The organism is Aureivirga marina (assembly GCF_015767265.1).
Classification (GTDB): Bacteria; Bacteroidota; Bacteroidia; order Flavobacteriales; family Flavobacteriaceae; genus Aureivirga; species Aureivirga marina.
In genome coordinates this window covers 221939-247340 of record NZ_JADPIB010000004.1, presented here as the reverse complement: position 1 = coordinate 247340, position 25402 = coordinate 221939, and the positions used below count along the sequence as shown (strand labels likewise).

The 25402-nt window shown below is 27.2% G+C and carries 20 protein-coding genes; 4 read left to right on the top strand and 16 right to left on the bottom strand.

The window, feature by feature from the left end:
* Window positions 1–57: 57 nt before the first annotated feature.
* From I1A51_RS10105 to I1A51_RS10045, 14 genes are all read right to left on the bottom strand, one after another.
* On the bottom strand, window positions 58–534 hold the full coding sequence (locus tag I1A51_RS10105) for a tRNA (cytidine(34)-2'-O)-methyltransferase (RefSeq protein ID WP_231374013.1): 477 nt from the start codon (window positions 532–534) through the stop codon (window positions 58–60).
* Window positions 535–541: 7 nt separating this feature from the next.
* The gene (locus I1A51_RS10100) at window positions 542–2641 is read right to left on the bottom strand and encodes a type IA DNA topoisomerase (RefSeq protein WP_196893521.1); all 2100 of its coding nucleotides are present in this window, start codon (window positions 2639–2641) and stop codon (window positions 542–544) included.
* 111 nt (window positions 2642–2752) lie between these two features.
* Window positions 2753–3400: a GPP34 family phosphoprotein gene (locus I1A51_RS10095; protein ID WP_196893519.1), complete on the bottom strand. Its 648-nt coding sequence runs from the start codon at window positions 3398–3400 to the stop codon at window positions 2753–2755.
* A gap of 15 nt (window positions 3401–3415) precedes the next feature.
* On the bottom strand, window positions 3416–4096 hold the full coding sequence (locus tag I1A51_RS10090; RefSeq protein ID WP_196893517.1) for an SH3 domain-containing protein: 681 nt from the start codon (window positions 4094–4096) through the stop codon (window positions 3416–3418).
* A 71-nt stretch (window positions 4097–4167) separates the two neighbouring features.
* Window positions 4168–7830, bottom strand: coding sequence for an SbcC/MukB-like Walker B domain-containing protein (locus I1A51_RS10085; RefSeq protein WP_196893515.1), 3663 nt, complete (start codon window positions 7828–7830; stop codon window positions 4168–4170).
* A gap of 54 nt (window positions 7831–7884) precedes the next feature.
* Window positions 7885–9087 (bottom strand): exonuclease SbcCD subunit D C-terminal domain-containing protein, encoded by a 1203-nt coding sequence (locus I1A51_RS10080; RefSeq protein WP_196893513.1) that lies wholly within the window; start codon window positions 9085–9087, stop codon window positions 7885–7887.
* A 183-nt stretch (window positions 9088–9270) separates the two neighbouring features.
* Complete coding sequence (locus I1A51_RS10075) at window positions 9271–9633, bottom strand: cupredoxin domain-containing protein (protein WP_196893511.1); 363 nt, start codon at window positions 9631–9633, stop codon at window positions 9271–9273.
* A gap of 107 nt (window positions 9634–9740) precedes the next feature.
* Entirely contained in the window at window positions 9741–9866 is a 126-nt protein-coding gene (locus I1A51_RS17705; RefSeq protein ID WP_262895826.1) for a hypothetical protein, read from the bottom strand.
* 216 nt (window positions 9867–10082) lie between these two features.
* Window positions 10083–10916 carry a helix-turn-helix domain-containing protein gene (locus I1A51_RS10070; protein ID WP_196893510.1) on the bottom strand — a complete coding sequence of 278 codons (834 nt, stop codon included), beginning with the start codon at window positions 10914–10916 and terminating at the stop codon, window positions 10083–10085.
* Window positions 10917–11033: 117 nt separating this feature from the next.
* Window positions 11034–12215 carry an ABC transporter permease gene (locus I1A51_RS10065; protein WP_196893508.1) on the bottom strand — a complete coding sequence of 394 codons (1182 nt, stop codon included), beginning with the start codon at window positions 12213–12215 and terminating at the stop codon, window positions 11034–11036.
* A gap of 2 nt (window positions 12216–12217) precedes the next feature.
* Window positions 12218–12850 carry an ATP-binding cassette domain-containing protein gene (locus tag I1A51_RS10060; protein ID WP_231374012.1) on the bottom strand — a complete coding sequence of 211 codons (633 nt, stop codon included), beginning with the start codon at window positions 12848–12850 and terminating at the stop codon, window positions 12218–12220.
* A gap of 8 nt (window positions 12851–12858) precedes the next feature.
* Window positions 12859–14487 (bottom strand): DUF4836 family protein, encoded by a 1629-nt coding sequence (locus I1A51_RS10055; RefSeq protein WP_196893506.1) that lies wholly within the window; start codon window positions 14485–14487, stop codon window positions 12859–12861.
* 153 nt (window positions 14488–14640) lie between these two features.
* Window positions 14641–15882 carry an McrC family protein gene (locus I1A51_RS10050; RefSeq protein WP_196893504.1) on the bottom strand — a complete coding sequence of 414 codons (1242 nt, stop codon included), beginning with the start codon at window positions 15880–15882 and terminating at the stop codon, window positions 14641–14643.
* A complete protein-coding gene (locus I1A51_RS10045; RefSeq protein ID WP_196893502.1) occupies window positions 15872–17392 on the bottom strand; it encodes an AAA family ATPase in 1521 nt (506 codons plus the stop codon). The genes I1A51_RS10050 and I1A51_RS10045 overlap by 11 nt, the downstream gene beginning before the upstream one ends.
* 120 nt (window positions 17393–17512) lie before the next feature.
* Here I1A51_RS10045 and I1A51_RS10040 point away from each other — a divergent pair, with 120 nt between their 5' ends.
* The 3 genes from I1A51_RS10040 (at window position 17513) to I1A51_RS10030 (ending at window position 19549) form a co-directional block, all read left to right on the top strand.
* A complete protein-coding gene (locus tag I1A51_RS10040; RefSeq protein ID WP_196893500.1) occupies window positions 17513–17881 on the top strand; it encodes an endonuclease domain-containing protein in 369 nt (122 codons plus the stop codon).
* Between the two features lie 570 nt (window positions 17882–18451).
* Complete coding sequence (locus tag I1A51_RS10035; protein WP_231374011.1) at window positions 18452–19027, top strand: hypothetical protein; 576 nt, start codon at window positions 18452–18454, stop codon at window positions 19025–19027.
* Between the two features lie 168 nt (window positions 19028–19195).
* Window positions 19196–19549, top strand: a complete 354-nt coding sequence (locus I1A51_RS10030) for an endonuclease domain-containing protein (RefSeq protein WP_196893498.1) — start codon at window positions 19196–19198, stop codon at window positions 19547–19549.
* A gap of 50 nt (window positions 19550–19599) precedes the next feature.
* Here the strand turns inward: I1A51_RS10030 and I1A51_RS10025 are convergent, their stop codons facing one another.
* Together I1A51_RS10025 and I1A51_RS10020 are read right to left on the bottom strand one after the other, a co-directional pair.
* The gene (locus I1A51_RS10025; protein ID WP_196893496.1) at window positions 19600–19983 is read right to left on the bottom strand and encodes a DUF423 domain-containing protein; all 384 of its coding nucleotides are present in this window, start codon (window positions 19981–19983) and stop codon (window positions 19600–19602) included.
* Window positions 19984–20336: 353 nt separating this feature from the next.
* Window positions 20337–21290 (bottom strand): glycosyl hydrolase family 18 protein, encoded by a 954-nt coding sequence (locus tag I1A51_RS10020; protein WP_196893494.1) that lies wholly within the window; start codon window positions 21288–21290, stop codon window positions 20337–20339.
* 135 nt (window positions 21291–21425) lie between these two features.
* On the opposite strand from I1A51_RS10020, the gene I1A51_RS17740 reads away from it, so the two are divergent.
* Complete coding sequence (locus tag I1A51_RS17740; protein ID WP_196893492.1) at window positions 21426–25400, top strand: T9SS type A sorting domain-containing protein; 3975 nt, start codon at window positions 21426–21428, stop codon at window positions 25398–25400.
* Window positions 25401–25402: the final 2 nt, after the last annotated feature.

The following is a 25402-nucleotide window of genomic DNA, read 5'->3' as shown; positions in this document are numbered from 1 at the left end:
AAATCACCCCCACTTTGCCTTTTATCTATACATTCCCCCTTCTTTTTTCTCCCTTTTTTATTTAGTATAATTTAATTGTCTTAAACCTTCTCCCAAAGCCATTGCTACAGCATTAGAAATATTAAAACTTCTTACTTTTCCAGGAAATGGAATTGTCGTTGTTTGTTTAGAAAATTTTTCTAAAATGTTAGTTCCCAAACCAACAGATTCTTTTCCAAATATTAACCAATCCCCTTTTTGTAATTCTAATTCAGAATATGTTTTTGCTCCTTTTGATGAGAAAAAAAACATTCTATCTTTATTTTCTACTTGATTTAAAAAAGCTTCAAAATTGTCATGATATTGTAATTCCAATTCACCCCAATAATCCAAACCTGCTCTTTTCACTCGTTTGTCTGTAATTTCAAACCCTAATGGTTTTACTAGATGTAATTTACTATTACTTCCAACGCAAAGTCTTCCAATATTCCCTGTATTATTTGGAATTTCAGGTTCTACTAATACAATATTAAAATTCATTTCTTTTTGTTCCATATTCTATTTATGCTTTTTCTATATTCAATAAACCATTTTCATCTAAAGTCATAATTCCATCAAACTTTTCATCGTTTAAAACAAATCCTTTCAATACAGATGTTTTTCCTGATTTCATTAGTTTCTTATACTGTGTATCTGAAATCTTTTTTCCAAAAAACACAAAAGGAATTCTAAACTCACAACCGTTTTTCCATTCACTGCAACCATAATTTTCTTTTCCTTTTAAAATTTTTCCTTTCTTACATTTTGGACAAATTTCTGGTTTATCTTCTTTTTTGGGTTTTTGTTTTTGTTGAATTGGTTGCTCTGTAATTCCTTTCGATTTCGATTGTAACATACGAACCTCATCCACCAAATGCGAAACCATTCCTTTCATATTTTTTATAAAAACAGATGCATTATGTTCTCCTTGCTCAATTTCTTTTAACTTTTTTTCCCATTGTCCAGTTAATTCAGCCGATTTCAATAATTGATTTTCAATTGTATCAATCAATTGAATTCCCATCGATGTAGGAACAATATTTTTCTTATTTCTTGTAATATAATTTCGCTTAAAAAGTGTTTCAATAATGTTCGCACGCGTAGAAGGTCTACCAATTCCGTTTGCTTTTAAAACATCTTTCAATTCATCATCTTCTACCAATTTCCCAGCAGTTTCCATCGAACGTAATAAAGAAGCTTCTGTGTAATTTTTCGGAGCTGTTGTTTTCTTTTCTACAAAATTCGGTTTATGTTCTCCTGATTCTCCTTTCACAAAAGTAGGCATAATCACCTCTTCTGCTTTTTTCTTTGCATCTTTTGATTCTTCACTTTCTTTTTTAGGAAGGAAAATCACTTCACGCCAACCTTTTTCTAAAATTTCTTTTCCTGTAGTTTTAAAAGAAACCGAAGTAACTTTTCCTAAAACAGTTGTTGTTGAAAAAATACAATCTGGATAAAAAACAGCAATAAATCTTCTTGTAACAATATCATAAACTCTTTGTTCATCCCAACCTAATTCCATTTCAAATCCTGTAGGAATAATCGCATGGTGATCTGTTACTTTTTTATCATTAAAAACTTTAGTTGATTTTCGTAAAGAAGCTCCTAAAACCTTTTCTGTAAAATGTGCATATTTTGAAAGTTTCCCTAAAATTCCAGAAGATTTTGGATAAATATCATTTGGTAAAAAAGTTGTATCTACTCTCGGGTAAGTAATTAATTTTTGCTCATAAAGTTTTTGTGCGATTTTTAAAGTTTTATCCGCAGAAAATCCAAACTTTGTATTACAATAAACTTGTAAACCTGTTAAATCAAAAAGCTTTTGTGGATGTTCTTTACCTTTTTTCTTTGTAACTGAAGTAACTTCAAAAGGTGCATCTTTTACTTTTTCTAAAAACTTCTCTCCTTCTTCTTTCTTTTCAAATTTTCCTTCCTCACAATTAAAAATAGTTTCTCGATAAATAGTTTGTAATTCCCAATAAGGTTTTGGAACAAAATTTTGAATTTCCTTATATCTTTCAACTAACATTGCTAAAGTTGGCGTCTGAACACGTCCTACAGAAAGCACTTTTTTATCTCTTCCATAAATTAATGTGTACAATCGTGTCGCATTCATTCCTAGAAGCCAATCTCCAATCGCTCTGGACATTCCAGCATAATAAAGATTGTCATAATCCTCTGCATCTTTTAAGTTCTGGAAACCTTCTTTAATCGCTTCTGGTGTCAAAGAAGAAATCCAAAGCCTTTGTACTTTTCCTGAATAATTTGCATGTTTTAAAACCCAACGCTGAATCAATTCTCCTTCTTGACCAGCATCGCCACAATTTATAACAACTTCTGCTTTTGCAAAAAGATTTTTAATTGTTTGAAATTGCTTTTCAACTCCAGAATCTTCAATTAATTTAATCTCAAACTTCTCTGGAAGCATCGGTAAAGTATTTAAATTCCAAAACTTCCAGTGAGGCTTGTAATTATCTGGCATAAATAAAGTACATAAATGCCCAAAAGTCCAAGTTACACAATATCCATTTCCTTCAAAATATCCATCTCTTCTGGTATTAGCTCCAATAATTGTCGCTATTTCTTTTGCTACACTCGGCTTTTCTGCAATACATACTTTCATAAATTCCTTTCTTTTTTAAGTAAATGCAAAAGTAGGAATTCGCTGTTTTTTATTCAAGAATATGCTTCAAATATTCTTAAATAATTCTTGATTTTTTGATAAAAAAAAAGATTATGCAAAACCGTTATAACTCAAATGAAGTGACAAATCATTTACAACCTTTTCATAAGGTTCCATCGTGATTTTTTTCAACATTTTTCGATTTTGCTTTCTAAGTTTTGATCTTTCTCTCCAATCTTTCGCTTCAAAAGCAACTTGATAATAAAATTTATTATCCAATTCTCTCAAAAGCAAAATGGTTTCTTTATCTGAAACTTTCCCATTTACTATTATATTTTCTAAAGAATTTACTAATTGAATTTTCACATTTGGTTTCAATAATTCTATTTTTTTAGAAGGAAATAAATTCAATATTTTTGCTTTTTCAATTTTTATAATTTTTTCTCTCTCTAAAATTTGTAAACTCTTTTCAACATATTGATTTTTCTTTCGATAAAATCGTTCTACCCAACTATATAATTTTCTTTTTCTAGTAGCATTTTTCACCATTTCAAAAAAGATTTTTTTCCTAGCATTTTCTGAAATAAATTTCCCTGCTGTAATTCTTTTTTGTTCTAAAACGAATTCTTTATCTCGAAACATTTCTAAAACTTCAAAAAGCAAAAGTGTTCTTTCTAAAACTTTAAATGAACTATAATAATTTCGTTTGTTTGCTTGAATTTTCAATAATAATAACTTTTCTCTTGTTCCTAATTCCATAATTTAATTTCTTTTTTAACATCCCCAAGGTTCAACAATTGCAACAATTTTCCATTCTCCATTTATTTTTCCAATCTCAATTTCCTTTAAATAATAAGATGATGTGAATTTTTCTGCAACATATCCAACTTTGCCATTTCCTAATTTTATTTCAATCCAAACGATATTATCTTTTGTTGTGATTGGTTTTCCTAGTCCACAATCACATTTAAAAATTTCATAAGAAACCGTTTTTATAATATTTGAATTTAAACTTGGCTTACTTCGAATATTTACATTTTCTCCTAATATCAATAATTCATTTTCTATATCTAAATTCTTCGTAAAACTTGGAGCTTTAAAAACTATGTTTTCATCAACCTTTTCTATTATCGTACTATATTCAGACTTTTGTCTTAAAAATCCAAATCTAAAAAGCATTAACAATTCTTTCCAAAAAGTGTCATCTCCTTCTGAAAAAAAATAATTCATCACCTCTTCTTTTCTACAAATTGGCGAATCACATAAATCTTTTGGTGTATAAACTTTCTCTGCCAAATGTGTTGAAAACGCTACTTTATCTTTATCGATGATACTTTGTACTAATGAATTTTTAAATTTAAAAAACGCTTCATCTAAATAAGAATCATCTTGTATTTTTTGACCAAAAGTGAAGGTTGTTATAAAAAATAGGTTTACTAATAATCTTATTTTCATATCTTTTTTATTGTTTTTTAAAACAATAAAACAGGTTTATATATTTAGAAACAAAAAATTATCCTGAAAAATTATCCAACAACTAAAACTTCACTTACACCATTACTTTTCTTTTGTACTTGAATTTGTGTCGGAATTCGCTCTTTCAAACTTTCTACATGTGAAATCACACCAATCATTTTTCCTTGCGCTTGCAATGTCTCTAAAGTTGCTAAAACTGTTTCCAATGTATTGTTATCCAAAGTTCCAAATCCTTCATCTATAAACAACGAACCAATCGTTACATTTTTACTAGACAAATCAGATAATCCTAATGCTAAAGCCAAACTAATTAGGAATTTTTCTCCTCCACTAGAAGTATCTACCAAACGCATTTCATCTGTTTGATAATGATCTATTAATTGGAAATTTAATTCTTCTCCTTTTCCATATTTCTCAGGCATTTTTAAAGAATATCTCGGATTTAATTTCGCTAAATGAACATTTGCCAATTGTATCAAATTCTGTAATGTTAATCGCTGAACATATGTATTAAACGCATCTTTAGATCCTCCTAATAAATCAATCAATTTCATCCAACGTTTCAATTCTTTCTCTTGAATTTCTATCTGTTCAAATGTTTTTTCATTTCGCTGTTTTACTTTATCATGATTTGCAAATTTCTGTTTTATCTCTCCTTTTTTAGAATGAATTTCTTTAAAAAATCTTTGATTTTCTCGAAGTTCTGATTGTAATTCTTCTTCTGTTTTTTCAAACTTTTTCTCTTTTTCTAATTTCTCTAAAGCAACTTTTTGTTCTTTTTCTAATGTTTGAATCTCAACTTCTTTTTCTCTAAATTTCTTTTGAATTTCTTCTAAATCTTTTCTTTTTCCATTTGTTAAAACAGATTTTTCTAAAGTTTCAAAAGAAGGAAATTCACTTTTTTCTAATAATAATTCTAAAGTTTTTCTTTCTTTTTTAATTTCCAATTCTAAGTTTTCTAACTCCGAATGTAAAAGTTCTTTTTCTTTTGTTTTCTGATGAAATTCTTTCTCTGATTTTTGTAATCTTATTTCAATTTGCTTCTTTAAATTTTGCAAATTCTCTAAAATATCCTGTAATTCTTTACGCTTGATTTCAGTCGTTTCTCGCAATGGCAAAATAGAAATTCTTTCTTCTTTTATCTTTCCATATTTTTCTCGTAAACTTTCTATTTCTTTTGTTCTTTCTTCTTTTTCTAAAGATAATTTTTTGTCATTTTTTTCTAAAAAAACCACATCTTTCTCGAAACCTTCCAAAACATGTTTCAATTTGGAAAGCTCTTTTTCAGTTTTTTCAAATTCTTTTAATAAAGTTTCTTTTGCTTCTATAAATTTTGGTGAATCTTCAATTTCTGGAACTTGCCATTTAAACTGTGAAAATCCATGTTGTAAATCATTCGTCATCTCATGAATTTCATGAATTTGTTTTTCTTTTTTAGTAAAAACTTCTTGAACTGCTTTTTTTAAACTTTCTTTTTCAGTTTTTAAACTTGCAATTTCTTTATCTACATTCGAAAATTCTTTTTGCTTCTCTAATAATTCTTTTTGCTTTTCTTCTTTAGAAATTTCAAATCGTTCTAAATCGATTATTTGCTTCTGAAACAGCTCTAACTCTTCTCTTCTTTCTTCAACTTCTCTCACTATTTTTTGATGTTCAGAAACAGAAAATTCTAATTTAAATTTAGAAGTTTTAAACACAATATCTTCCATTTCTTTCATCACAGAATCCAGTTGATTTAAAAGGTTTTTCATCGATTCTTCTTCTTTTGCTAAAAGCAATGAATTCTGTTCTTTTTCTTTTTGCAAAGCTTCAAAAATTATTTTTCGATGTTGCAATTCTTTCGCTGATTCTGAAATTTCTAATGTTTCATACGTTTTCACAAATGGATGTTCCAAAGATCCACACAAACCACAAGGTTCTCCAACTTGCAATTTCTTTCTTTCTTCTTCAAAACTCTTAATTTTTTGCTCTAACAAATATATTTTTTCCTGATCTTCATACGATTTTTTTGCTTGAAAAACTTGCTTTTCTAATCGCGTATTTTCTTCTTTTATTTGTGAAATTTCTGGATTAAGTTGTTTCTTTTTTTGGGTTAATTGATTTTTTTCATGATGTAACTTCACAAAATTATCCGAAAAAGAATTCATCTCTTTCCAAACTTCTAATTCTTGTTGTTTTTTATCTTTTTTTGCTCGTATTTTTTTTACATTTTTCTCTTCTAATACAGAAATTAATTCTGAAACTTCTTTTTCTAAAGTCTCTTTTTCTTTCATTAATTCCTCTAAAACTTTCTCTTTTATTTGTAATTTTTCTTCTGTTTCATTCAATTTTCTTTCTTTCGAAAAATGCTCTAATTTCATCTCTAGAAAAGATTCAAATTTTGTTTTTCTCAGCATTAATTTCGCATGAAAATCTGTCCATTGTTCAGAAACTTCTTCAAGATATTTATGATTTAATATATAAATATTCAAATCATCTTCTTTCTCTTTATTTTTCTTTATTTCGAATCGTTTTTTCTCTAATTCTTCTTTATTTTTTTCTAATTCTTCTGTAATTCTTTTCAATTTTTCATTCTTTTCTAAAAACTGCTTTTTGCCAATTTCTATTTGACTATCTAAAGAAGATATTTTCTCTAATTTCGGTTGCCAATCTTGGATTTTCTTTTCTTGTTTTAAAACAGTTTCTTCTGCATTTTTATTTTCTTTTTTTAATTTCTCTACTTCTTTTTCCAAAGTTTCTAATGCAGGAAGCAATATTTTTGCTTTTATTTTCTTCTCATTTATTTGCTGATTTCCTCGCTGAATTTTTTCTAAATTTTCTTTAAAAGGATTTGCAAGTTTGTCTTTTTCTAATAATTCTAAATCGTATTTATTTACTTCTTTTTGCTTCTTTAAATGTTCTTTTTCAAATGCAATTTCAACTTCTTTCTTCTGTAAAACTTTTTGCTTTTCAAACCATTGTAAAAAAGTCGAATTTCTTTCAATTTCTTTAATTAAATCTTTCTCTTGAATATCAATTTCTTTTTCTTCTTTTCTCAATGCTTCTCTTTGTTCATCCGAAAGCAAATCATCGCTATTAATTTTTGCTTGTAAAGCTTCTAATTTCTTCCTTTCTGAATATAATTTCGAATTAATTGCTTCCCCGATTTTCTTATAAATTTCCTCTCCTGCAATTTGTTCCAACAAAGCAGCTTTATCTCCTTTTTTCGCAGATAAAAACGCTGCAAATTCTCCTTGAGCTAATAAAACTGAACGTAAAAATTGATCAAAATTTAATTGTGTAATTTCTTCTATTTCCTTTTTAAATTCTGTCTTTTTTTCTGCAATTATTTTTTCTTTTGTTACATTTTTAAGTCGAACTTGCTCTTTCGGAGTAGCTAAAATTTTCCCAGAACTCGAAGCCAAACGAATTCCCCAAAAAGCTTCATAAATTACATTTTTACATTCAAATAAAACAGCTGAAGAAGCTTCTGTTGCTCCATAACTCACCACAGGTTCCAAACGATTTATCGATGAATTTCCACGAAAACGAGCAACTTGATGATACATTGCAATCGTAATCGCATCTAAAATTGTTGTTTTTCCAGCTCCTGTAGAACCAGTAATTGCGAACAATCCTGTATCTAAAAAAGGATCTTTTGTAAAATCTATTTCTATCGGTGTTTCGGATTTTAATGAATTTATATTTTGAAGCGTAATTTTTAGGATTTTCATTCTAATGACTTTTTGTTTCTGTTTTAATTTTAATTCTCAACAATTTTAAAAATATTATTCTCCTCGAGCAATTCCCAATACTTCGCTGAAAGCATCAAATACTTCTTGATTTTCTTCTAAATCAAAATTTTGCTCTTTACATTTCAGTTTAAAAACTTCCATCGGAGATAAATCTTTTACATGCTTTGAAGTTTCAATTAATTGCTCCAAACCAGCCAATTTTTGTTCTCTTTCATAACTAACTTTTAAAACTTCCACAGGAAAATCTTTAATTTCTTTTTGAATTTCTCCAAATTTCGTATGTTCTTTATCTTTTAAAATCACCTCAGCCCAAGGTTGTAAACCAAAATTGTTTGATTCTATTTTTTGCAATTTTGAAATACATTCTAAAGCATCACCTTTTACTCGAACTACTTTTCGAAATTCAGGAATTTCAACTTCTTCTACTTTTTCAATAGTATGTTTTGAGGATTCTAACACCAATACTTTTTTCGTATAACCAATTTCACTAAAACTTAAAATATTTGGGGAACCTGAATACCGAATTTTTTCATTTTTATCAATTTTTTGTGGTTTATGTAGATGTCCTAAAGCAATATAATCGAATGATTTTGAAAAATCTCCAGAACCAATATCTCCTAAATTTCCAATATAAATACTTTGCTCACTTTCTGAAGTTGTTCCTCCAATTGCAAACAAATGTCCCATTGCAATTACTGGAACGTTCTCTTTATTTATAGAATCACAATAATCTGCTACTTTTTGATAATGATTCATCAATGCTTTTTTATAACGATCTCCAATTTGATCAAATGTTTCACCAGCAACAGCTTTACGAATATCTTGGTCTCTTAAATAAGGAACAGCAGCAATAATTACTTTTTCATCTTCTTTTTCCGCAATAAAAACTTCTTTTTCTACATCTTCGTTTGCTTTTCCAACCACATGAATTTGCAATGCTTCTAACAAAGCTCTTGGTGCATTTAAAGTTCCTGGAGCATCGTGATTTCCTCCAATAATAAAAACTTCCTTGCAATTTGTTTTACGAAGTGAAATTAAAAAATCGTAATACAGCTTCTGACTTTGTGTTGCAGGAACACCTGTATCATAAATATCTCCAGCTATTAATAAAATATCTATTTGCTGTTTTTCTATTTCTTCTAATAACCAATCCAAAAAAAGCTTCTGTTCTTCATATTGTGATTGCTCATGAAGCCGATGTCCTAAATGCCAATCAGAAGTGTGTAATAGTTTCATGTGAAATTGATTTTTGATTATCTGAATTTATTAAAATTAATTGAGAAAATCATTTTATTTCACAAAACTATAAAGTAAAATTGAAAAGTGTTACTTCTTCTTTTATTCTTGCAATTTTTATGTTTACAAAACAAAAAAACCTCGCTACAAAGCGAGGTTCCCCCATTAATAATCATTATAAACTTATTCCACTATCAGGGTATACTGAGGAGTTGGATTTAGTGGACAGAAATAAACATATTCACCTTTAGTTAATGTAACTTTTTTAGACTTTGATTTCTTATTATTCTTTACTAAAGAAGTAACATATGCATTTTTAATATGATGTTTTTCAGAAGTTTTTCCTTTTGGAGCTAAAACAAATCCTACATCATGTCCTACACCTGCATTTTCAATTTCAAAAACATACGTTCCTTCTGAAAGTGTCAAACTCTTTTGTGTAAACTCTCCTTTTGTTTGTTCTAAAGCTACTTTTTTAGCTTTTTGTGCTTGTGCAGTAAAAGTAAAACCTAATACCATTACTAAAATTGCTAAAAATTTTTTCATCTTAAATTGTTTTGAATTATTTATTATTAGATTAATTGATTTAGAAAAAGTTCCCTCCTCCATAAATAAAGAAGGGAATTACTATAATTATAAATTATTTAAACTCTCTACTTTTTTTCATTTGTTTCGTTTCCGTACTCTTGATATCCCCAACAATTTGGACATTCTTTTCCAGATTCATAGGTGGTTCCACATTTTGAACACTCTATATTATTTGTTTCTTTATCTTTCATAATTCATTGTTTTTGTTTTACATTACAAAGATGCGACAGTTAGGAGTGCTAAAAAATGGACAAAAGTTCCTAAGGTTTGGACTGGTGAAGTTTTTGGTGGATTTTTGCTATAAATCATCCTTCATTTTTAATTTAAAAGCGAAAAATATCCTCTTTTAAAACAAAAAACCTCCCTTTAAAAAAGAGAGGATATATCTTATCATTTTATTTCAATAACTATTTTCGAAACTGTACAGGAGATTTCCCAACAGCTTTTGTAAAAAATCTTGAGAAATATGCTGGATCATTAAATCCTAAATCAAATGCTATATGTTTAATTGTAGCATCCGAATATAAAAGTTGTCGTTTTGCTTCTAAAACAATTCTATTTTTAATATAATCACTTGGTGTCGTCGTTCCGAGTTTCTGAAAATGCTTCGTAATAGATTTCGGAGAAAGTCCAAGTCGATTTGCATATTCTGTTACACTATGTAAATTTCTAAAATTCTGCTCCACTAAAAGACTAAAATCTTTAAATAGTTTTGTTTCATTATCATCTTTTACAATATGATTCTCTTTTTTAATTCGTACAGAAAGAATAATAAATTGTTTTAAATAAGATTGTAACATATCATATTTTGCTGTATTTGAATTAGAAAATTCTTCCATTAAATTCTCTACAATAAAATCTAATTTTAAAACATCTTTTTTACAAGGTTTTACAAAAGGAGATTCATAAATATTATTAAACAAAACTCCATTACAAGCAATTTCTGCATCATGTGTTTGAATACAATAAAAATCTGGATTAAATGTCAATTGATACGCTTCCTTTATTTTCTCAGATTCCACAGTAAAAATTTGTCCAGGAGAAAGAAAAAATAAAACTCCTCCATCAAAATCATAGCTTTCAAAATCGATTTGATACGTTCCTTTTCCTTCTTTAATCCAATAAATTGAATAAGCATCCACTTGTGTTGGTTTATGAACAACACATGCTTTCTCAAATTGCACAACTTGTAATGTAAATTTATTTTGGTAAGTATATGTTTTTATTTCTTGAATGGCCATATAAATCTAGTTTTGTTTTTTGTCGGAAAATATAATTATTGCTAACAATTTCCTCTTTGATTTACTTCTATTTAGAAACAATCAAATTTCGACTAAAACATTGAATTTTTCTAGTATTTAAACAACCTTTTTAATTTTCCTAATAATGATTGTATTATAAATTCCTAATAATAAAATTAAAACCAAAAACATTCCAATAAATATAAAATTCTCTTGCCTTTTAAAATTTAATAATTCGGAAATCTTTACTAAATACATATTTCTAAAAGTTGTACTTAAAATTCCTGCAAAAAACAAAACAAAAACAGTTACAACGCTTATCATAATTTGGTAAAACTTTGCAATTTGTTGATATGTATAACCAATATTAGCTAAATTCAATAACATTTCTTTGTTTCTCTGAATAATTAAATTTAAACTCAAAAAGATAAATGCAATGGATAAAATCACGATTATTAAAGAAATTATAAACACAAAAATGATCGCTGATTTAAAAAAGAAAAACAATTTACTAAATTCCAGTTTTTCTTTATTAATCTCATAATCCTTAGATTTGAAAAAGTTTAAAATCTGTTCGTCTGCTGGTTTGTTAAATTCCAATAAAACTCGATTTATTTTATTTGAATTATTGGAATCGGAGAATTTTTTATTTGCCCAAATCAAAAAATCATTTGGAACTAAAATCGAATTTATTTTACTTGAAAATCCAACAATTCTACTTTTAAAATTCTGAGAAGTATAATTCCCTGTAATCTGTAAATTAAAAGTCAAATTTGAAATCGTATTCTTAGATAGAACTGGTAAACCCTGACTTTCTGCAAAGCCAAAATTATATAGATTTAAATAATTTTCTGGAATTATAATTGGAATAAAATTTTCTGACGCATTCCATTTCCACTCTTCTGGATTGATATCTAAATAAATATCTGGAATACTTTCAAAAAACAAATCTGTTTGAAACATTGGAAAATTACTCGATCCGCTTGTAAAAGCTTGTACTTTAAAATTTGTATTTTGAAACACGGAAACATTCTCAATAAAATCAAGTTTTTTTAGCTCTTCAATTTCTTTTTCTTTAAAGTAAATCTTCTCTTTATTTAAAGTTTTAAAAAGAGATATTTTTTTACTGATAATCGCTGATTGCTTTTTAAAAATATCCGTTTGTTCTGTCAAAAGCGGATTTACATCTATATACAATTGAAAAACTGTCAAAAGAATAGACATTCCAATTAATAAAGTAAAAGCATAACCGATAATTTGAGATTTTATCAGTGTTTTTTTTTGAAGTTTTAAAAGCATAATTAAAGATTTAAAACACGATCAAATTCAAAACAAGAAACAGTTCCCAATGAAGTCATCAATAAACTAGCTTGCTGTTTTTCTAGTTCTTCCTTAAGAATCGAAATCAAAATTTCAATATTTTCATTATCTAAATGACTAAAAGGTTCATCCAATAATAAAAAGTCAAACGGTTGACAAAGCGCTCGAATAATTGCAACTCGTTGTTTTTGTCCTAAAGAAAATTTTTCTAGCAAGTCATTTTTCTTTTCTCCAAGCTGTACACGATTAATTAATGCAATTATTTCTTCTTCTGTTTTATAATTTGTCAATCGATTTTTTAATTGAATATTTTCCAATAAAGTTAAACTAGGAAACAATTTAAAATCTTGAAAAACATAACTAATATGTTCCTTTCTGTATGTAAAAACTTCTTTTTCTTTACGTTCTTTATTATAAAAAATTTCTCCATCAAATTTTAAATTACTTCCATAAATAAAATTCAAAATTGAAGTTTTACCATTTCCTGAATTTGCTTTAATTAAATATTTTTTCCTTTTTTCAAAAACCACACTTTTTTGAAGATAAATGTCAGAAGCTTTTACCTCAGCTTCTGACATATATTGTGGTTTTATATTTTTTAATTCAATTTGCATTTCAAGAATTATAAAGATGTAATTTCGTTATAATTATCATCAATTGTTTTGATTATTGTATATAAACTATTGTTTTCATTTTTGTTTAATTTAATAATCATTTCTCCGTTAAATGCATCTTTTTGTTTGAATTCAACATCTTTCATAATAGAATTCCAAATATCTACACCAATTTTTAATTTTGAATCACGATTTACACCAACTTCATTTTGTAAATCTTCTGGATATTCATCAAAATTTAAATTTAAAAAGGCAAAAGAACAATTATTTTTTATTCCTTTTGCTAAAGTTGAATCATCTAAACTATTTGAAGGAAATCCTCCATTTTTGAAAGCTTTAATACTTGTTAAATCATTTGTAAAAAATGCAAACTTCTCATCAAATGCAAAATACGCTGGTACTTTTCCATCGAATTTAAACTCATAATAATCTCCTTTATTTACAAAAATATTTTTAGAATCTTTATCCAATAATTCTTTAATAATTTTATTCCCATTTATTTCAAAAGCCAATCCAATTATTGGTAGAGTTTCTTCTTTTTCTCTTTCGGTTTCTGAATAATAAGGCTTATAAGAATATTTTATTTTTTTAAAATCAGAAATTCCGAAAACAATGTTTCCGTTTAGCTCTTCAAAAATATTTTGAATCTCAAATCCTAATTCTTTTTTGAATGTTTTATTTATTTCTTGCATTTTCCCTCCAGAACTTAAAAAGTTATAAATTGCCATAGGATTTATACTTGTACTTGCTAAAAAATATTCATTTTCTGGTAAAAACTTCAACAAATCAGCATTCATTTTATTATCTGTAAACTTCAACTCATTTATTTTTTGTTCAAGTTCTTTGTTTAAATATGACTTTGTAGAAACTGCAATTTCTCCATCTTTAAAATCAACAAAATAAGCAGAATAATTATCTGAAAAATCTAAATTAAATTCTCGTTGGAAAGATTTAAATTCTCTTGAATCCATATATAAATTTGAAGAAATCCAAACACTTATATCTTTTCTATCTTCATAGAAATTATTGAACTTTTCATTTTTTGTAATTGACTCCGTTTCTGATTTATTATAAAGATTTCCAATTTCTGCAATAAATTTTTCAGAATCAGAAAATATCGGTTGTACCATAAAAACTGCTTTATCATCATCCCAACTTATTGCAAACATATCATTAAATAAAATGTAAGTGTAATTATCTTCTTTCTTTAAAACATATTCTTTATCACTATCCTTAAAAACTTTCTCTATAAAAGAACCAAAAGATTTTCCATTTGACAATTCAATTGAAGCAAAAACATAATTATATCTAGATATTATTTTTGTAAACATTACCAAATCACCTGTCAATTTCACTCCTGAACTCAACGGATTTTCAAGCATTTCTTGAAGAACTTTAGAAGGTTGTGAATTATCATTTTGAATTTCTTTACTTAAAGTTTTATAGAAATTAAATTCTTGCATTTCATGTACTTTTCCTTTTTTTGCAAGAGATAAAACATCTACCACAGATACAACATCTGCATCTTTTGGAATCACTTTAATATTTTCTGGAGTACTTGAACACGAGGTCAAAAATAGCATACTAATTCCCACTAGGATTACTCCTAGAAACTTCAATTTCTTTAACTGTTTCATTTTTATTTTTTTTAATTAACAATTTTTATTTAAAAGAAATCTTTTAAATTTTCGACTACAAATATCTTTCTTTTTATTAAAATTCACAATTTACTTTAATTAAAAATTGCAAATATTATTAATTATACATTTTTAATCTAAAAATATTGTTATCTAATTTTTAATATAATGAAGCAACTTTTCATGATTTTCAAGCATCGAGATATTTCCTTTTTCCTGTAAGTTTATATAGATTAAATCACAGGATTCTTTTCCAATTTCTTCTTTTGGATGAAAAAAATGTCCTTTATCAATTTCACTTACAATATGTGGAAAAATTAATGCAACTTTTTCTGCTTTATAAAAATGCTTATATACAAACATTTGTCGTAAATCATGTACAGACAAAGGCGAATTCATTGTATTTTTCCATTTTGTATCCAAGACAATCGAAAGTTCACCACTTTTTCCTTTTATTAAAATATCTGGTTGCATTGTAGAAGTTGTTCTCTTTTCCGATTTCCAAAACTTTTTTGAATCTTGTGCAATCACTTCATGTGTTTTAGAAAGATGATTCTTTAAAACTTTGAAAATAAATTTCTCCCAAAGCATATTCATATCAAACATGATTGCTAAAACATCATTTCCACCATTTCGAATATCTGGATGTAAATTCAACAACAACATTTTTGCAATCTGAAGAACATTTTCATACACTTTTGTTTTTCTATCTAAAATAATATTCGCAAATGTTTTTTCCGTAATTTTCGTTTTAGGAAATTCTGGAAACTCTAATAAAATTCGCTTTACTTTTCCGTGTACACTTTCTAAATTCAAATTTTGAATTAAAAATAATGCTTGATACAAAATAGCATGAATTTCATGTTTCGTATCATATACAGCATGAGAAACTAAAAACTTTTCCTTGTGAATAGAGTTTTTCTGAAGTTGTTTAGAAAGTAATAATTTCCCTTTTAAAGCTTTGGAATTTTTAACTTCCTTACGATATTTTTTCACTAAACCACAATGTAACAAATATTCAATTTCTTGAATAAAATAAGAAATGTATAATTCTAAAATCGAATTCTTTTTCAATTTTAACGAAGCATTTGTCGGTGCTTTAATATTAAAAACACCAACATATTGTAACATTTCAATTAGTTTATTTCGCCAAAAATCTTCTCCATGAATTTGATCCATTTTTGGTAAAATTTCAATCGTTGTATTTCCAATTTGCAAAACACCAACATAAGAATTGAATTTTACACCATTATGCAACAATGAAAAATATGGAACAGATTCATCTCCATAAATTTGCACTAATTCTTTATACAGATTTGGATCTAACTGCTTCTTTCCTTTATGAACAAACAATTTTTCATGTTCATAAACTGTGATTATCTTATTAGTTTTCAACTAAAACTTTATTTAATAAAGATTCAACAGCATTTTGAAACTCAGCAACATTCATAGAATCCACTTTAGCAATCTGATATATTTTTTTATCAGAATAATGATGTTCATCGTCTTCAAAGTTGGCAAAAACAGAATGATTATTTTCTTTTTTAGAAACAAAATTCTCTCCTAAAACTAATCCAATTTTGGCATAATCTCCAAAGAAATATTCTTGTAATAAAGGAATTATTTTATTCTGAAAAACAGCTTTTAAATCTTCTAAATTCTCTACAGAAAAGAAATAACTATGTCCAATTTTATGATCACTATCTAATAAAACTTCAATTCTATTATTAATTATTTCTAAAAGTTCTTCTAAAGAAATTCCCACAATTATTTTCTTTTTTAAAAGTGATGATTTTGGAGCAATTTCTTTAAAACTAAAACGTCTTCGCAAAGCAGAATCCAACGCTTCCACACTTCTATCTGCTGTGTTCATTGTTCCAATAATATGAAGATTGTTAGGAACACCGAAAACCTTTTTACTATAAGGCAATGTAATCTTTAAAGCTTCCGAATTCCCAAGACGTTTATCATCTTCTATTAATGTGATTAATTCACCAAAAATCTCAGAAACATTTCCACGATTAATTTCATCAATTATTAAAACATACTTTTCAGTTACATTCTCTCCCGAATCTGTCAACTGCTGAAAAGCTTTAAACTTGATGCTCTCTTTTTTTAGTTTATAAATTGTTTGCTGTGAAATTTTTTTGTGTAAAAACCTTTCTGGACTAACATCTAAATCTTTTGCAATCCACTTTACTTTTCGATAATGAAAATAGCGAATCTCTTCATCCGTTTTATATTCATAATCTCCATCAACAATTCCAATCGCATCAATAATATGATTTCCTTTAGAAACCACAACAACATCACCTTCTTCCATTCCTAAAAAAAGTTCCGTTGCTTTCCAATGATAATTTGATTCGTCTTCTAAATCTTGATTTAATTCATAAAACTTCTCTTTTGTCTTTCGAGCATCCAAACCAAGTAGCGATGACAAATCATTTTTCCCACCATAACCTAGTGCGATATAATTATTCTCCAAACACCATTCATGAATCTCCGGATTTGGTTTTCCTCCTAAAGACATTTTATAAAACTTTCGTTGTTCCCAATGGTTTAATTTCTCAGAAGATTTAATTTCTTTTGCTTGGTTACAAATCGATTTAAATATCCCATCTTTTACTTCATAAATAATATTTCCATTATCATCTACAGAAGGTTTTATTCCTTCCATAAAATCAGTATAATCCATACTTTGATGAAAAGTTGTAAATACAATATTTCCTTCTGAAACATAATGATCAAATCGTTGCTTCAAAGATTCTCTATCATTTTCAAACTTTTCTTCTTTAAAAAAAGATGGTTCAATAATTCGTATCGCCTCCGTAATAGTTTTGTATGTTTTTCCTGTTCCTGGAGGTCCGAAGAAAATTTGGTTTAGTGGGGTTGGATTATCTTTCAATTTATACTGTTTTATTATCTAAATGTAAAATTAAAACATTCAAACTAAATAAAAACTCCCCTCCTAAAAAAAGGAGGGGTTGGGGGTGGTTAAAAAATATTATATTTAAACAAAAATCAAATGAAAAAGTTAATTATTCATAATAAAAAAGAATTAATTGAACACCGAAAAAAGCTAAGAAATAATGCTACACCTGCTGAAGCTCATCTATGGAAACATTTAAAAGGAAGACAATTAAATGGATATAAATTCCGAAGACAACATAGTATTTTCAATTATATAGTTGATTTTTATTGTCCATTGAAAAAACTTGTCATAGAATTAGATGGTAATTTTCATTATACACTTGATGGCTTAATTCAAGATAAGGAAAGAGATAATATTTTAAAAGAAATAGGAATAACAACAGTCAGATTTGAAAATAAGTTAGTTTTTGAATATACAACTGAAGTTTTAGAAATAATATTAAATACATTAGAAGAATTATAATAAATTCTAACCACCCCTTACCCCTCCTTACATAAGGAGGGAAATTATTTAATCAAAAAAAAATGAAAAACCACCAAATCATAACATTTTTTCACTATATTTAAATCGCTAATAATGAAAGAGTAATAAAAAAATTGACAAATCAACAATAATTTTAAGAAATAGAATATTCTTTTAGAAGTTTGAAATACAAATAAAACTATTTTATGCAAATGCAGACCTGTTTTATACAAATGCAGACTTGTTTTATACAAATGCAGACTTGTTTTATGCAAATGCAGACCTGTTTTATGCAAATGTAGACCTATTTTATGCAAATGCAGACCTGTTTTATACAAATGCAGACTTGTTTTATGCAAATGCAGACCTGTTTTATGCAAATGTAGACCTGTTTTATGTAAATGCAGACCTGTTTTATACAAATGCAGACTTGTTTTATGCAAATGCAGACCTGTTTTATGCAAATGTAGACCTGTTTTATGTAAATGCAGACTATAAAAATTGAAAAACACTGGAAAAAGAGATAAATAACTTATCTAAAATTGTTTAAATAATAATAAAATTTAAAAAATGAGCTTAAGATCAAGACAAACACAGGCAGAAACTTTAGTACAATATAAATTGGCACTAAATAATGCACTTACTCAAGAACAAATTGCAACCTCTTTAGCAGAATTAGGTTATAATAGTGAAAAGATTCAAGAAGGAAAGTCGATTTTAGAAGAAACAGAGCAAGCTTTTCGTTTCAATCAACAAGAAGATATAGAAACATCTGAAGCTTATACCAATTTCGAACAAAAGAAAAACACATTACACACGATTTATGCTTTACATAGAAAAAAAGCAAAAGTAGTTTTTAGAAAAGATCCAATAACTCTAGAAAAACTGGGACTCTCAAGTGCAATTTCAAGAGTTTATATCAAATGGTTAGAACTTCTAAAACAGTTTTATACTACTGCTATTAATGATACTCAAATACAAACGAAGCTTGCTGCCTTGCAAATAACTGTAGAAGATTTAAATATGACAACCTTGTTAATTGTTGAGGTAGAAAATGCACGTGAATTATATTATAAAGAAAAGGAGAATCCCAAGACGCAACAAAACTTAAAAATCAAGCATTCGAAAAAATCGATGATTGGATGAGCGAATTCTTTGCAATAGCAAAAATCTCTTTAGAAGATCGTCCACAACTATTGGAATCGCTTGGAAAGATCGTTTTAAGCTAATTTCTTCATTTAGCCTTTATTTTAACCTGACTATCCTTATTCTTTATTTTAAGTTTAAGGATAGTTTTTAAATTTATTCTCCCTTATGAAAAAGAAACCCCTTTTAAGAAAAGCGGAATTAAAAGAGCTATTACAAAATTGCACTTCTGCGGAAAATTTTCTTTGGAAATTATTACAAAAAAAACAATTAGCAGATTACAAATTCAGACGAAAACACAGCATTTTTAATGTAATTCTTGATTTTTATTGTCCAGAAAAACAAATTGCTATTGAAATTTTAGGAACACAACAAAATGTAACTTCTAAAGAGAAAGAAACAATTAAAGAAAAGTTATTAAAACAAATTGGAATCAGAACTATACGATTAGAAAATAACTTAATATTCGAAAACACCGAACAAGTATTAAGTAAAATAATCGAATCAGTTAAAAACAAGTAGTTCTAACAAAAAACCCTTCTAGAAAATAGAAGGGTTTTGATTTTTTATCCTTAAGCTAAAGAATAGCCATAAAAAGCAAGTAAAAGCCAACCGATGATAAAACATAATCCACCAAGTGGCGTGATTGGACCAAGAAAACGAAGTTTTTTTCCTTTAATGGAAGATAAGGTTAAACCGTAAATACTTCCAGAAAATAGAATAATTCCAAGAATAAAACTCCAAACAATGTATTTTTCCATAGGATCTTCAAAAGAAAAAAAGAAGCCACAAATTACTAATACAATAGTATGATACATTTGATATTTTACGCCAGTTTCAAAACTTTGTAAAGATTCTACAGACATTACTTTCTTTAAAGCATGTGCTCCAAAAGCACCGAAAATCACGGATAATGCTCCGAAAATTCCAGCAATTAAAATTATTGTTTCTTTCATTTTATAGTTTTAAGAAACAAAGATACTGTTTTACATTTTTCAGTTTTGCTTTGTTATCTGATATTTTAAAAAGGTATAGAATTTCTCTAAATATAAAATTGAAGTTATTTAAAAAACTCTGCTGAATTTTAATATTTTGCATTATTCATTTTTTTCTTGATAAAAAAACGAATCAAAAAAATCAAGACTTTATTTTTTAAATCTAAAATCTCTAAAATTTGAAAAAGACTCAAAAAACTCGCTACCGCTTAAACAGTTTCTCGTCTATTTTTTTCAAATTTCTTGATTTTTACGATTAAAAAAATAGGTCAATTAAATTTTTAAACAACTTTATTAAATAAAAGACTATTAAACTAATTTAAAATAATACAGTTAGGTTTTACTCCAACATCTTCATCAATATAGGCTTCCAAAATAGGCTCTGTATAATCAGGAGCATAAGAAGCTTTCCCAAAAAACACAGGTCCTTGCGCACCTAATCTCTTCAATTCTTTAGCTACTTCTACTCCACCAGCAGAACCTCCTGGAGAAAGCGAAGCATCCAACCCAACAGAAAGTTTTGATGCAGGAAAATTATAAGGAGGCTCCATATAATATTGAATATTTTCACGTGTTGAATTTGCATCTCCTTCTACATAAGTTGCATCAAAAGCATAATCTAAAATATCTGCCATGGTTTGTCCTTCATAGCTCCCTTTTAGATCGTAATCATTTAAAGTCATAGCAAAAGTTAAAAGTTTATCAGGCATTTTTTGCTTAATAAAATAAGAAACTTGTACAACAGAATCATCATAAATTCTACTACAACCACTATATTCATCATCGATAGAAATTCCATCTAAATTATATTTTGTCACAAATTCTTGTAATTGATCTGCGAAATCTTCTGCTTCTTCAGGGCTAGAAAAACAAGACCAACCTGCATTTTCATGATGTCCAAGAAATGCAACAGAGATTTTAATTCCTTTAGATTTTATATAATTTAAATCATCCGTATTATCCAAAATCTCTTGAAGTTCTGGCTTTACATAAATTGTTGCTTTCTCAGTCGTTGCATCATAAGCAATATTTGCTGCAAATAAAATTAGATGATTAAAAGGTGATTTCGTTGTATCCGATTGTAAGTAAAAACAAGTTAAATTATTATAATTATCCGTATCAAGATATCCAGTTACATAAGAAGTTGTAGAAAAGATTCCTGGTAAGTTTGGTGGAGTTGTAATTATGCTTTCATCATCATTATTATCACATGAAATAGAAATAATAAAAATGAAAACTAACCAGTAAATTCTAATTAAAGTTTTCATAATAACAAATTTTAGAACTAAACAACGTATAAATTTACTAAATTACTGATAATCAGATTACAAAATAAATATTAAAAGATTTAAAATACCCCAAAAAACAGGGATAAATACCTTTTACATTCCAAATATATTTGTGTGAATCAATTAAAAGAAAACAACTCTTTAGTCATGCAAAAAAAATATATTTTATTTTTTCTTTTAGTAAATCTTTTTCAACTTACATCTTTTGGACAATGTCCAAATGGAACGATTGAACTACTAACTCAAGAAGATATTGATAATTTTATCATTGATTATCCAAACTGTACAAGCTTAAATTATAATTATTTAAAAATCGGAAATGATTCTACAATTAGCGATTCTATCACAAACTTAGCTGGACTTTCAAATCTGACTTATATTTATAGAATTAGTATTGTAAAAACTCCTAATCTAACGAGTTTACAAGATTTGGAAAATCTTACAGGTGTTAATTCTTTTCATCTTAGACACACTTCTGTAACTTCTCTAAATGGTTTACAAAATCTAACAGAAATTGAAGGTCAATTACAGCTTCACAATAATGATTTTATTACAAATATTGACGAATTATCTTCTGTAACAACTTCTTTGGGAAGTATTTATTTAACTGAAAATGAACTCTTAGAAAATATCGATGGAATTTCAAATATTTCGAACGTTGTTAAATCTGTTGTTTCTATTAGAGATAATCCAATTCTAAGTAATTTAAATGGTTTACAAAATTTAACACATATAAAAAGTAAATTAGAAATAGATAATAATGATTCTTTAATAAATTTGGAAGGATTAAACAATCTTGAAATCATTGGAAATCCTCCTACAACTTATATTACTTTTCATGATTTAATTATTGAAAATAATGATAATCTTACGAATATTTATGCACTTTCCAATTTAAAACATGTAGATAATCATGTAGAAATAAGAGGAAATAGCTCTTTGACTTCTTTGGAAGGTCTTGAAGGTTTGACAGTTGTTAATGGAGATTTGATAATTCAATCAAATGAAATTTTGGAAAATATATCTGGAATTCAAAATATTACTTCTATCAAAAAACATTTTAATGTTATTGATAATCCTATTTTGAGTACTTTAGATTCTTTTGCTAATCTTACGGAAGTTGGAGGTTCTATTAATATTTCTAAAAATCATGCTTTGGTAAATTTAGTTGGTTTAAACCAACTTGATATCGCAAATGGTTTTTTAACTGTATATAAGAATAATGCACTTCAAACTTTAGAAGGTTTGGAAAACATTACTTTTGTTAAATCAGATTTCAGAATTATTGGAAATGATAATTTAGAAACTATTGAACATCTATCAAGTCTTACGGAAATTGAAGATAGTATTGAGATTGAAGCAAATAATTCTTTAGAAAATCTAATAGGACTTGATAATTTATCTATAATAGGAAAAAACTTGAGAATTAAAAATAATATAGCTTTAAATAGTATTGCTTCTCTTGAAAACATAACAAAATTAGGAAATGTATACTTTTATAATAATGATGCTTTACCTAATTTCCATGGTCTTCATAATCTGGAAACTATTACGGAGAATTTATTTATTGTTCAAAACTATTTAATTCAAGATTTAACAGGTTTTGAATCTTTAACATCTATTACACATGAATTACAATTAAGTGCAACAAATGCTGTTTCTTTAAATGGGATTAATAATTTAACTTCTGTTGGTAGAATTTATATTTATTTAAGTGCTAATTTATCTGATATTTCGGCTCTTTCATCCTTAACAACTGTAGAAACACGCCTTACTTTATGGAATTTGAATGGATTAACGAATCTGAATGGATTGGAAAATATTCAGAGTTTAGATTTTGATATTAGTCTTACAGATAATGATGATTTAGAAGATTGTACAGGAATCTGTCATATAATAAACAATGAAAATTTTATTGGTTCTGTTACTCTTTCTGAAAATTTAGAAAATTGTAATTCTGAACTTGCAATAAAAAATGATTGTGAAGGAAATAATTGTGAAATATCTTCTATTTTACCTGAAAACATAACAGTTTGTCCAAATACTATTTTAAATGACTTAGAACTTACTTTAGCAGAAAATGAAACGATTCAATGGTTTTTAAATGAAAGCACAACAACTTCTTTAGATCAAAATCATGTTTTAGAAAATCAAAATTATTTTGTTGAAATCACCAATTCACTTGAAGATTGTACTTCTGATAGAATCGAAATTCAACTAATTTTAGAAGATATTACAAATCCTGAAACGCCAACTTTAGAAACTATTTACTTAGAATGCGGTGAAGATTTTTCTATTTTAAATCCAACAACTACTGATTCTTGTTTTGGTGAAATAACAGGTATAACAACAGATAATATTAATTTTTCTGAAATCGGAAATTATACGATTACTTGGAGTTTCACAGATGAAAGTGGAAATAGCTCGCAAGCAATTCAACAAATTATTTTACAAGATACAATGGAACCTGAAATTCCTGTTTTAGAAACTATTTACTTAGAATGCGGTGAAGATTATTCAATTTTAAGTCCAACAACAATAGATCTTTGTTCTGGTGAAATAATAGGAACAACAACTGATAACCCAAACTTTTCTGAAGTAGGAAACTATACAATTACATGGAATTTTACAGATGAAAATGGAAATAATTCACAAGCAATTCAACAAATTATTTTACAAGATACAATGAAACCTGAAGTTCCTGGTTTGGAAATTATTTACTTAGAATGCGGTGAAGATTATTCAATTTCAAGTCCAACAACAATAGATTCTTGTTCTGGTGAAATAATAGGAACAACAACTGATAATCCAAACTTTTCTGAAGTCGGAAATTATACAATAACTTGGAATTTCACAGATGAAAGTGGAAATAGTTCACAAGCAATTCAACAAATTATTTTACAAGACACAACGAAACCTGAAATTCCTGTTTTGGAAACTATTTCAGTAGAATGTAATTCAATTCCTGAAGTTACTACAACGGATAATTGTGATGGAATTATTATTGGAACAATGGAAAATTCACAAGTTTTACAATCTGGAACAAATCATGTTACTTGGATTTTTGAAGATTCAAGTGGAAACATTTCTTCTGCAAACCAAACCATCATTCTTTCAGATACAGAACCTCCAATTCCACCAGAAATTCCAATTATTTATGCTGAATGTGAATTTACAATTTCTGAAGTTCCAAATGCAACAGATCTTTGTTCTAATTTAATCATCACTCTACCAAATACAGAAAATTTAACTTTCACAACACCAGGAATACATGAAGTTATTTGGACTTTTGAAGATACAAGCGGAAATATTTCTTCCACAACTCAAACTGTAATTATCCAAGATACAGAAGCACCTATTTTTAGCAATCCAATAGAAAATCAATTGATTGATTTAGAAGAAAATTGTAGTTATATCATTCCAGATTTTACAACTTATGACTTTGAAGCTTTTGATAATTGTGATTCTGAAATTATCATTTCACAAAATATAGAAGCAGGAACAGAAATTTTTGAAAACACGAATATCACCATTACTTTTTCTGATTCTTCTGGAAATGAAAGCTCTTTTTCTTTCGATATAGAATTAATTGATACAATTCCGCCACTTTTAGTTTGTGGTTCAACTAAAACTGTTTTGGCTCAATCAGGATTTTATTCTTTAGAAAACCTTACTTCTACTATTTCTATTTTAAATGCTTGTGAAGATTATACAATTTTACAAAATCCAAGTCCAGGAACAATTCTTCCTTTAGGTTACCATTCTATTTCGTTTACAATTATTGATTCTTTTGGAAATGAAAATTCTTGCACAAAAATTCTTCATGTTTCTGCTACTTTGGAAGTTAATGAAGAACTTTTTGATTCTCAAATTTCTATATATCCAAATCCAGCAACTCATTTTATTTCTATAAAAAGTGAATTAAACTTAGATGAAATAGTTATTTATAATCAAACTGGAAAAATTGTTTTAAAAGACAAAATAAATGACACTAAAAAGATTGATATTTCAAACTTTAGTAAAGGAATTTACTTTATAAAAATCTTTTCTGATAAAAAATCTACAATTAAAAAACTGTCTATTTACTAATT

Excerpts from the sequence above, each read along its gene's own strand:
- I1A51_RS10105 (WP_231374013.1), bottom strand. The coding sequence starts at position 534 with ATGGAACAAAAAGAAATGAATTTTAATATTGTATTAGTAGAACCTGAA.
- I1A51_RS10100 (WP_196893521.1), bottom strand. The coding sequence starts at position 2,641 with ATGAAAGTATGTATTGCAGAAAAGCCGAGTGTAGCAAAAGAAATAGCG.
- I1A51_RS10095 (WP_196893519.1), bottom strand. The coding sequence starts at position 3,400 with ATGGAATTAGGAACAAGAGAAAAGTTATTATTATTGAAAATTCAAGCA.
- I1A51_RS10090 (WP_196893517.1), bottom strand. The coding sequence starts at position 4,096 with ATGAAAATAAGATTATTAGTAAACCTATTTTTTATAACAACCTTCACT.
- I1A51_RS10085 (WP_196893515.1), bottom strand. The coding sequence starts at position 7,830 with ATGAAAATCCTAAAAATTACGCTTCAAAATATAAATTCATTAAAATCC.
- I1A51_RS10080 (WP_196893513.1), bottom strand. The coding sequence starts at position 9,087 with ATGAAACTATTACACACTTCTGATTGGCATTTAGGACATCGGCTTCAT.
- I1A51_RS10075 (WP_196893511.1), bottom strand. The coding sequence starts at position 9,633 with ATGAAAAAATTTTTAGCAATTTTAGTAATGGTATTAGGTTTTACTTTT.
- I1A51_RS17705 (WP_262895826.1), bottom strand. The coding sequence starts at position 9,866 with ATGAAAGATAAAGAAACAAATAATATAGAGTGTTCAAAATGTGGAACC.
- I1A51_RS10070 (WP_196893510.1), bottom strand. The coding sequence starts at position 10,916 with ATGGCCATTCAAGAAATAAAAACATATACTTACCAAAATAAATTTACA.
- I1A51_RS10065 (WP_196893508.1), bottom strand. The coding sequence starts at position 12,215 with ATGCTTTTAAAACTTCAAAAAAAAACACTGATAAAATCTCAAATTATC.
- I1A51_RS10060 (WP_231374012.1), bottom strand. The coding sequence starts at position 12,850 with ATGCAAATTGAATTAAAAAATATAAAACCACAATATATGTCAGAAGCT.
- I1A51_RS10055 (WP_196893506.1), bottom strand. The coding sequence starts at position 14,487 with ATGAAACAGTTAAAGAAATTGAAGTTTCTAGGAGTAATCCTAGTGGGA.
- I1A51_RS10040 (WP_196893500.1), top strand. The coding sequence starts at position 17,513 with ATGAAAAAGTTAATTATTCATAATAAAAAAGAATTAATTGAACACCGA.
- I1A51_RS10035 (WP_231374011.1), top strand. The coding sequence starts at position 18,452 with ATGAGCTTAAGATCAAGACAAACACAGGCAGAAACTTTAGTACAATAT.
- I1A51_RS10030 (WP_196893498.1), top strand. The coding sequence starts at position 19,196 with ATGAAAAAGAAACCCCTTTTAAGAAAAGCGGAATTAAAAGAGCTATTA.
- I1A51_RS10025 (WP_196893496.1), bottom strand. The coding sequence starts at position 19,983 with ATGAAAGAAACAATAATTTTAATTGCTGGAATTTTCGGAGCATTATCC.
- I1A51_RS10020 (WP_196893494.1), bottom strand. The coding sequence starts at position 21,290 with ATGAAAACTTTAATTAGAATTTACTGGTTAGTTTTCATTTTTATTATT.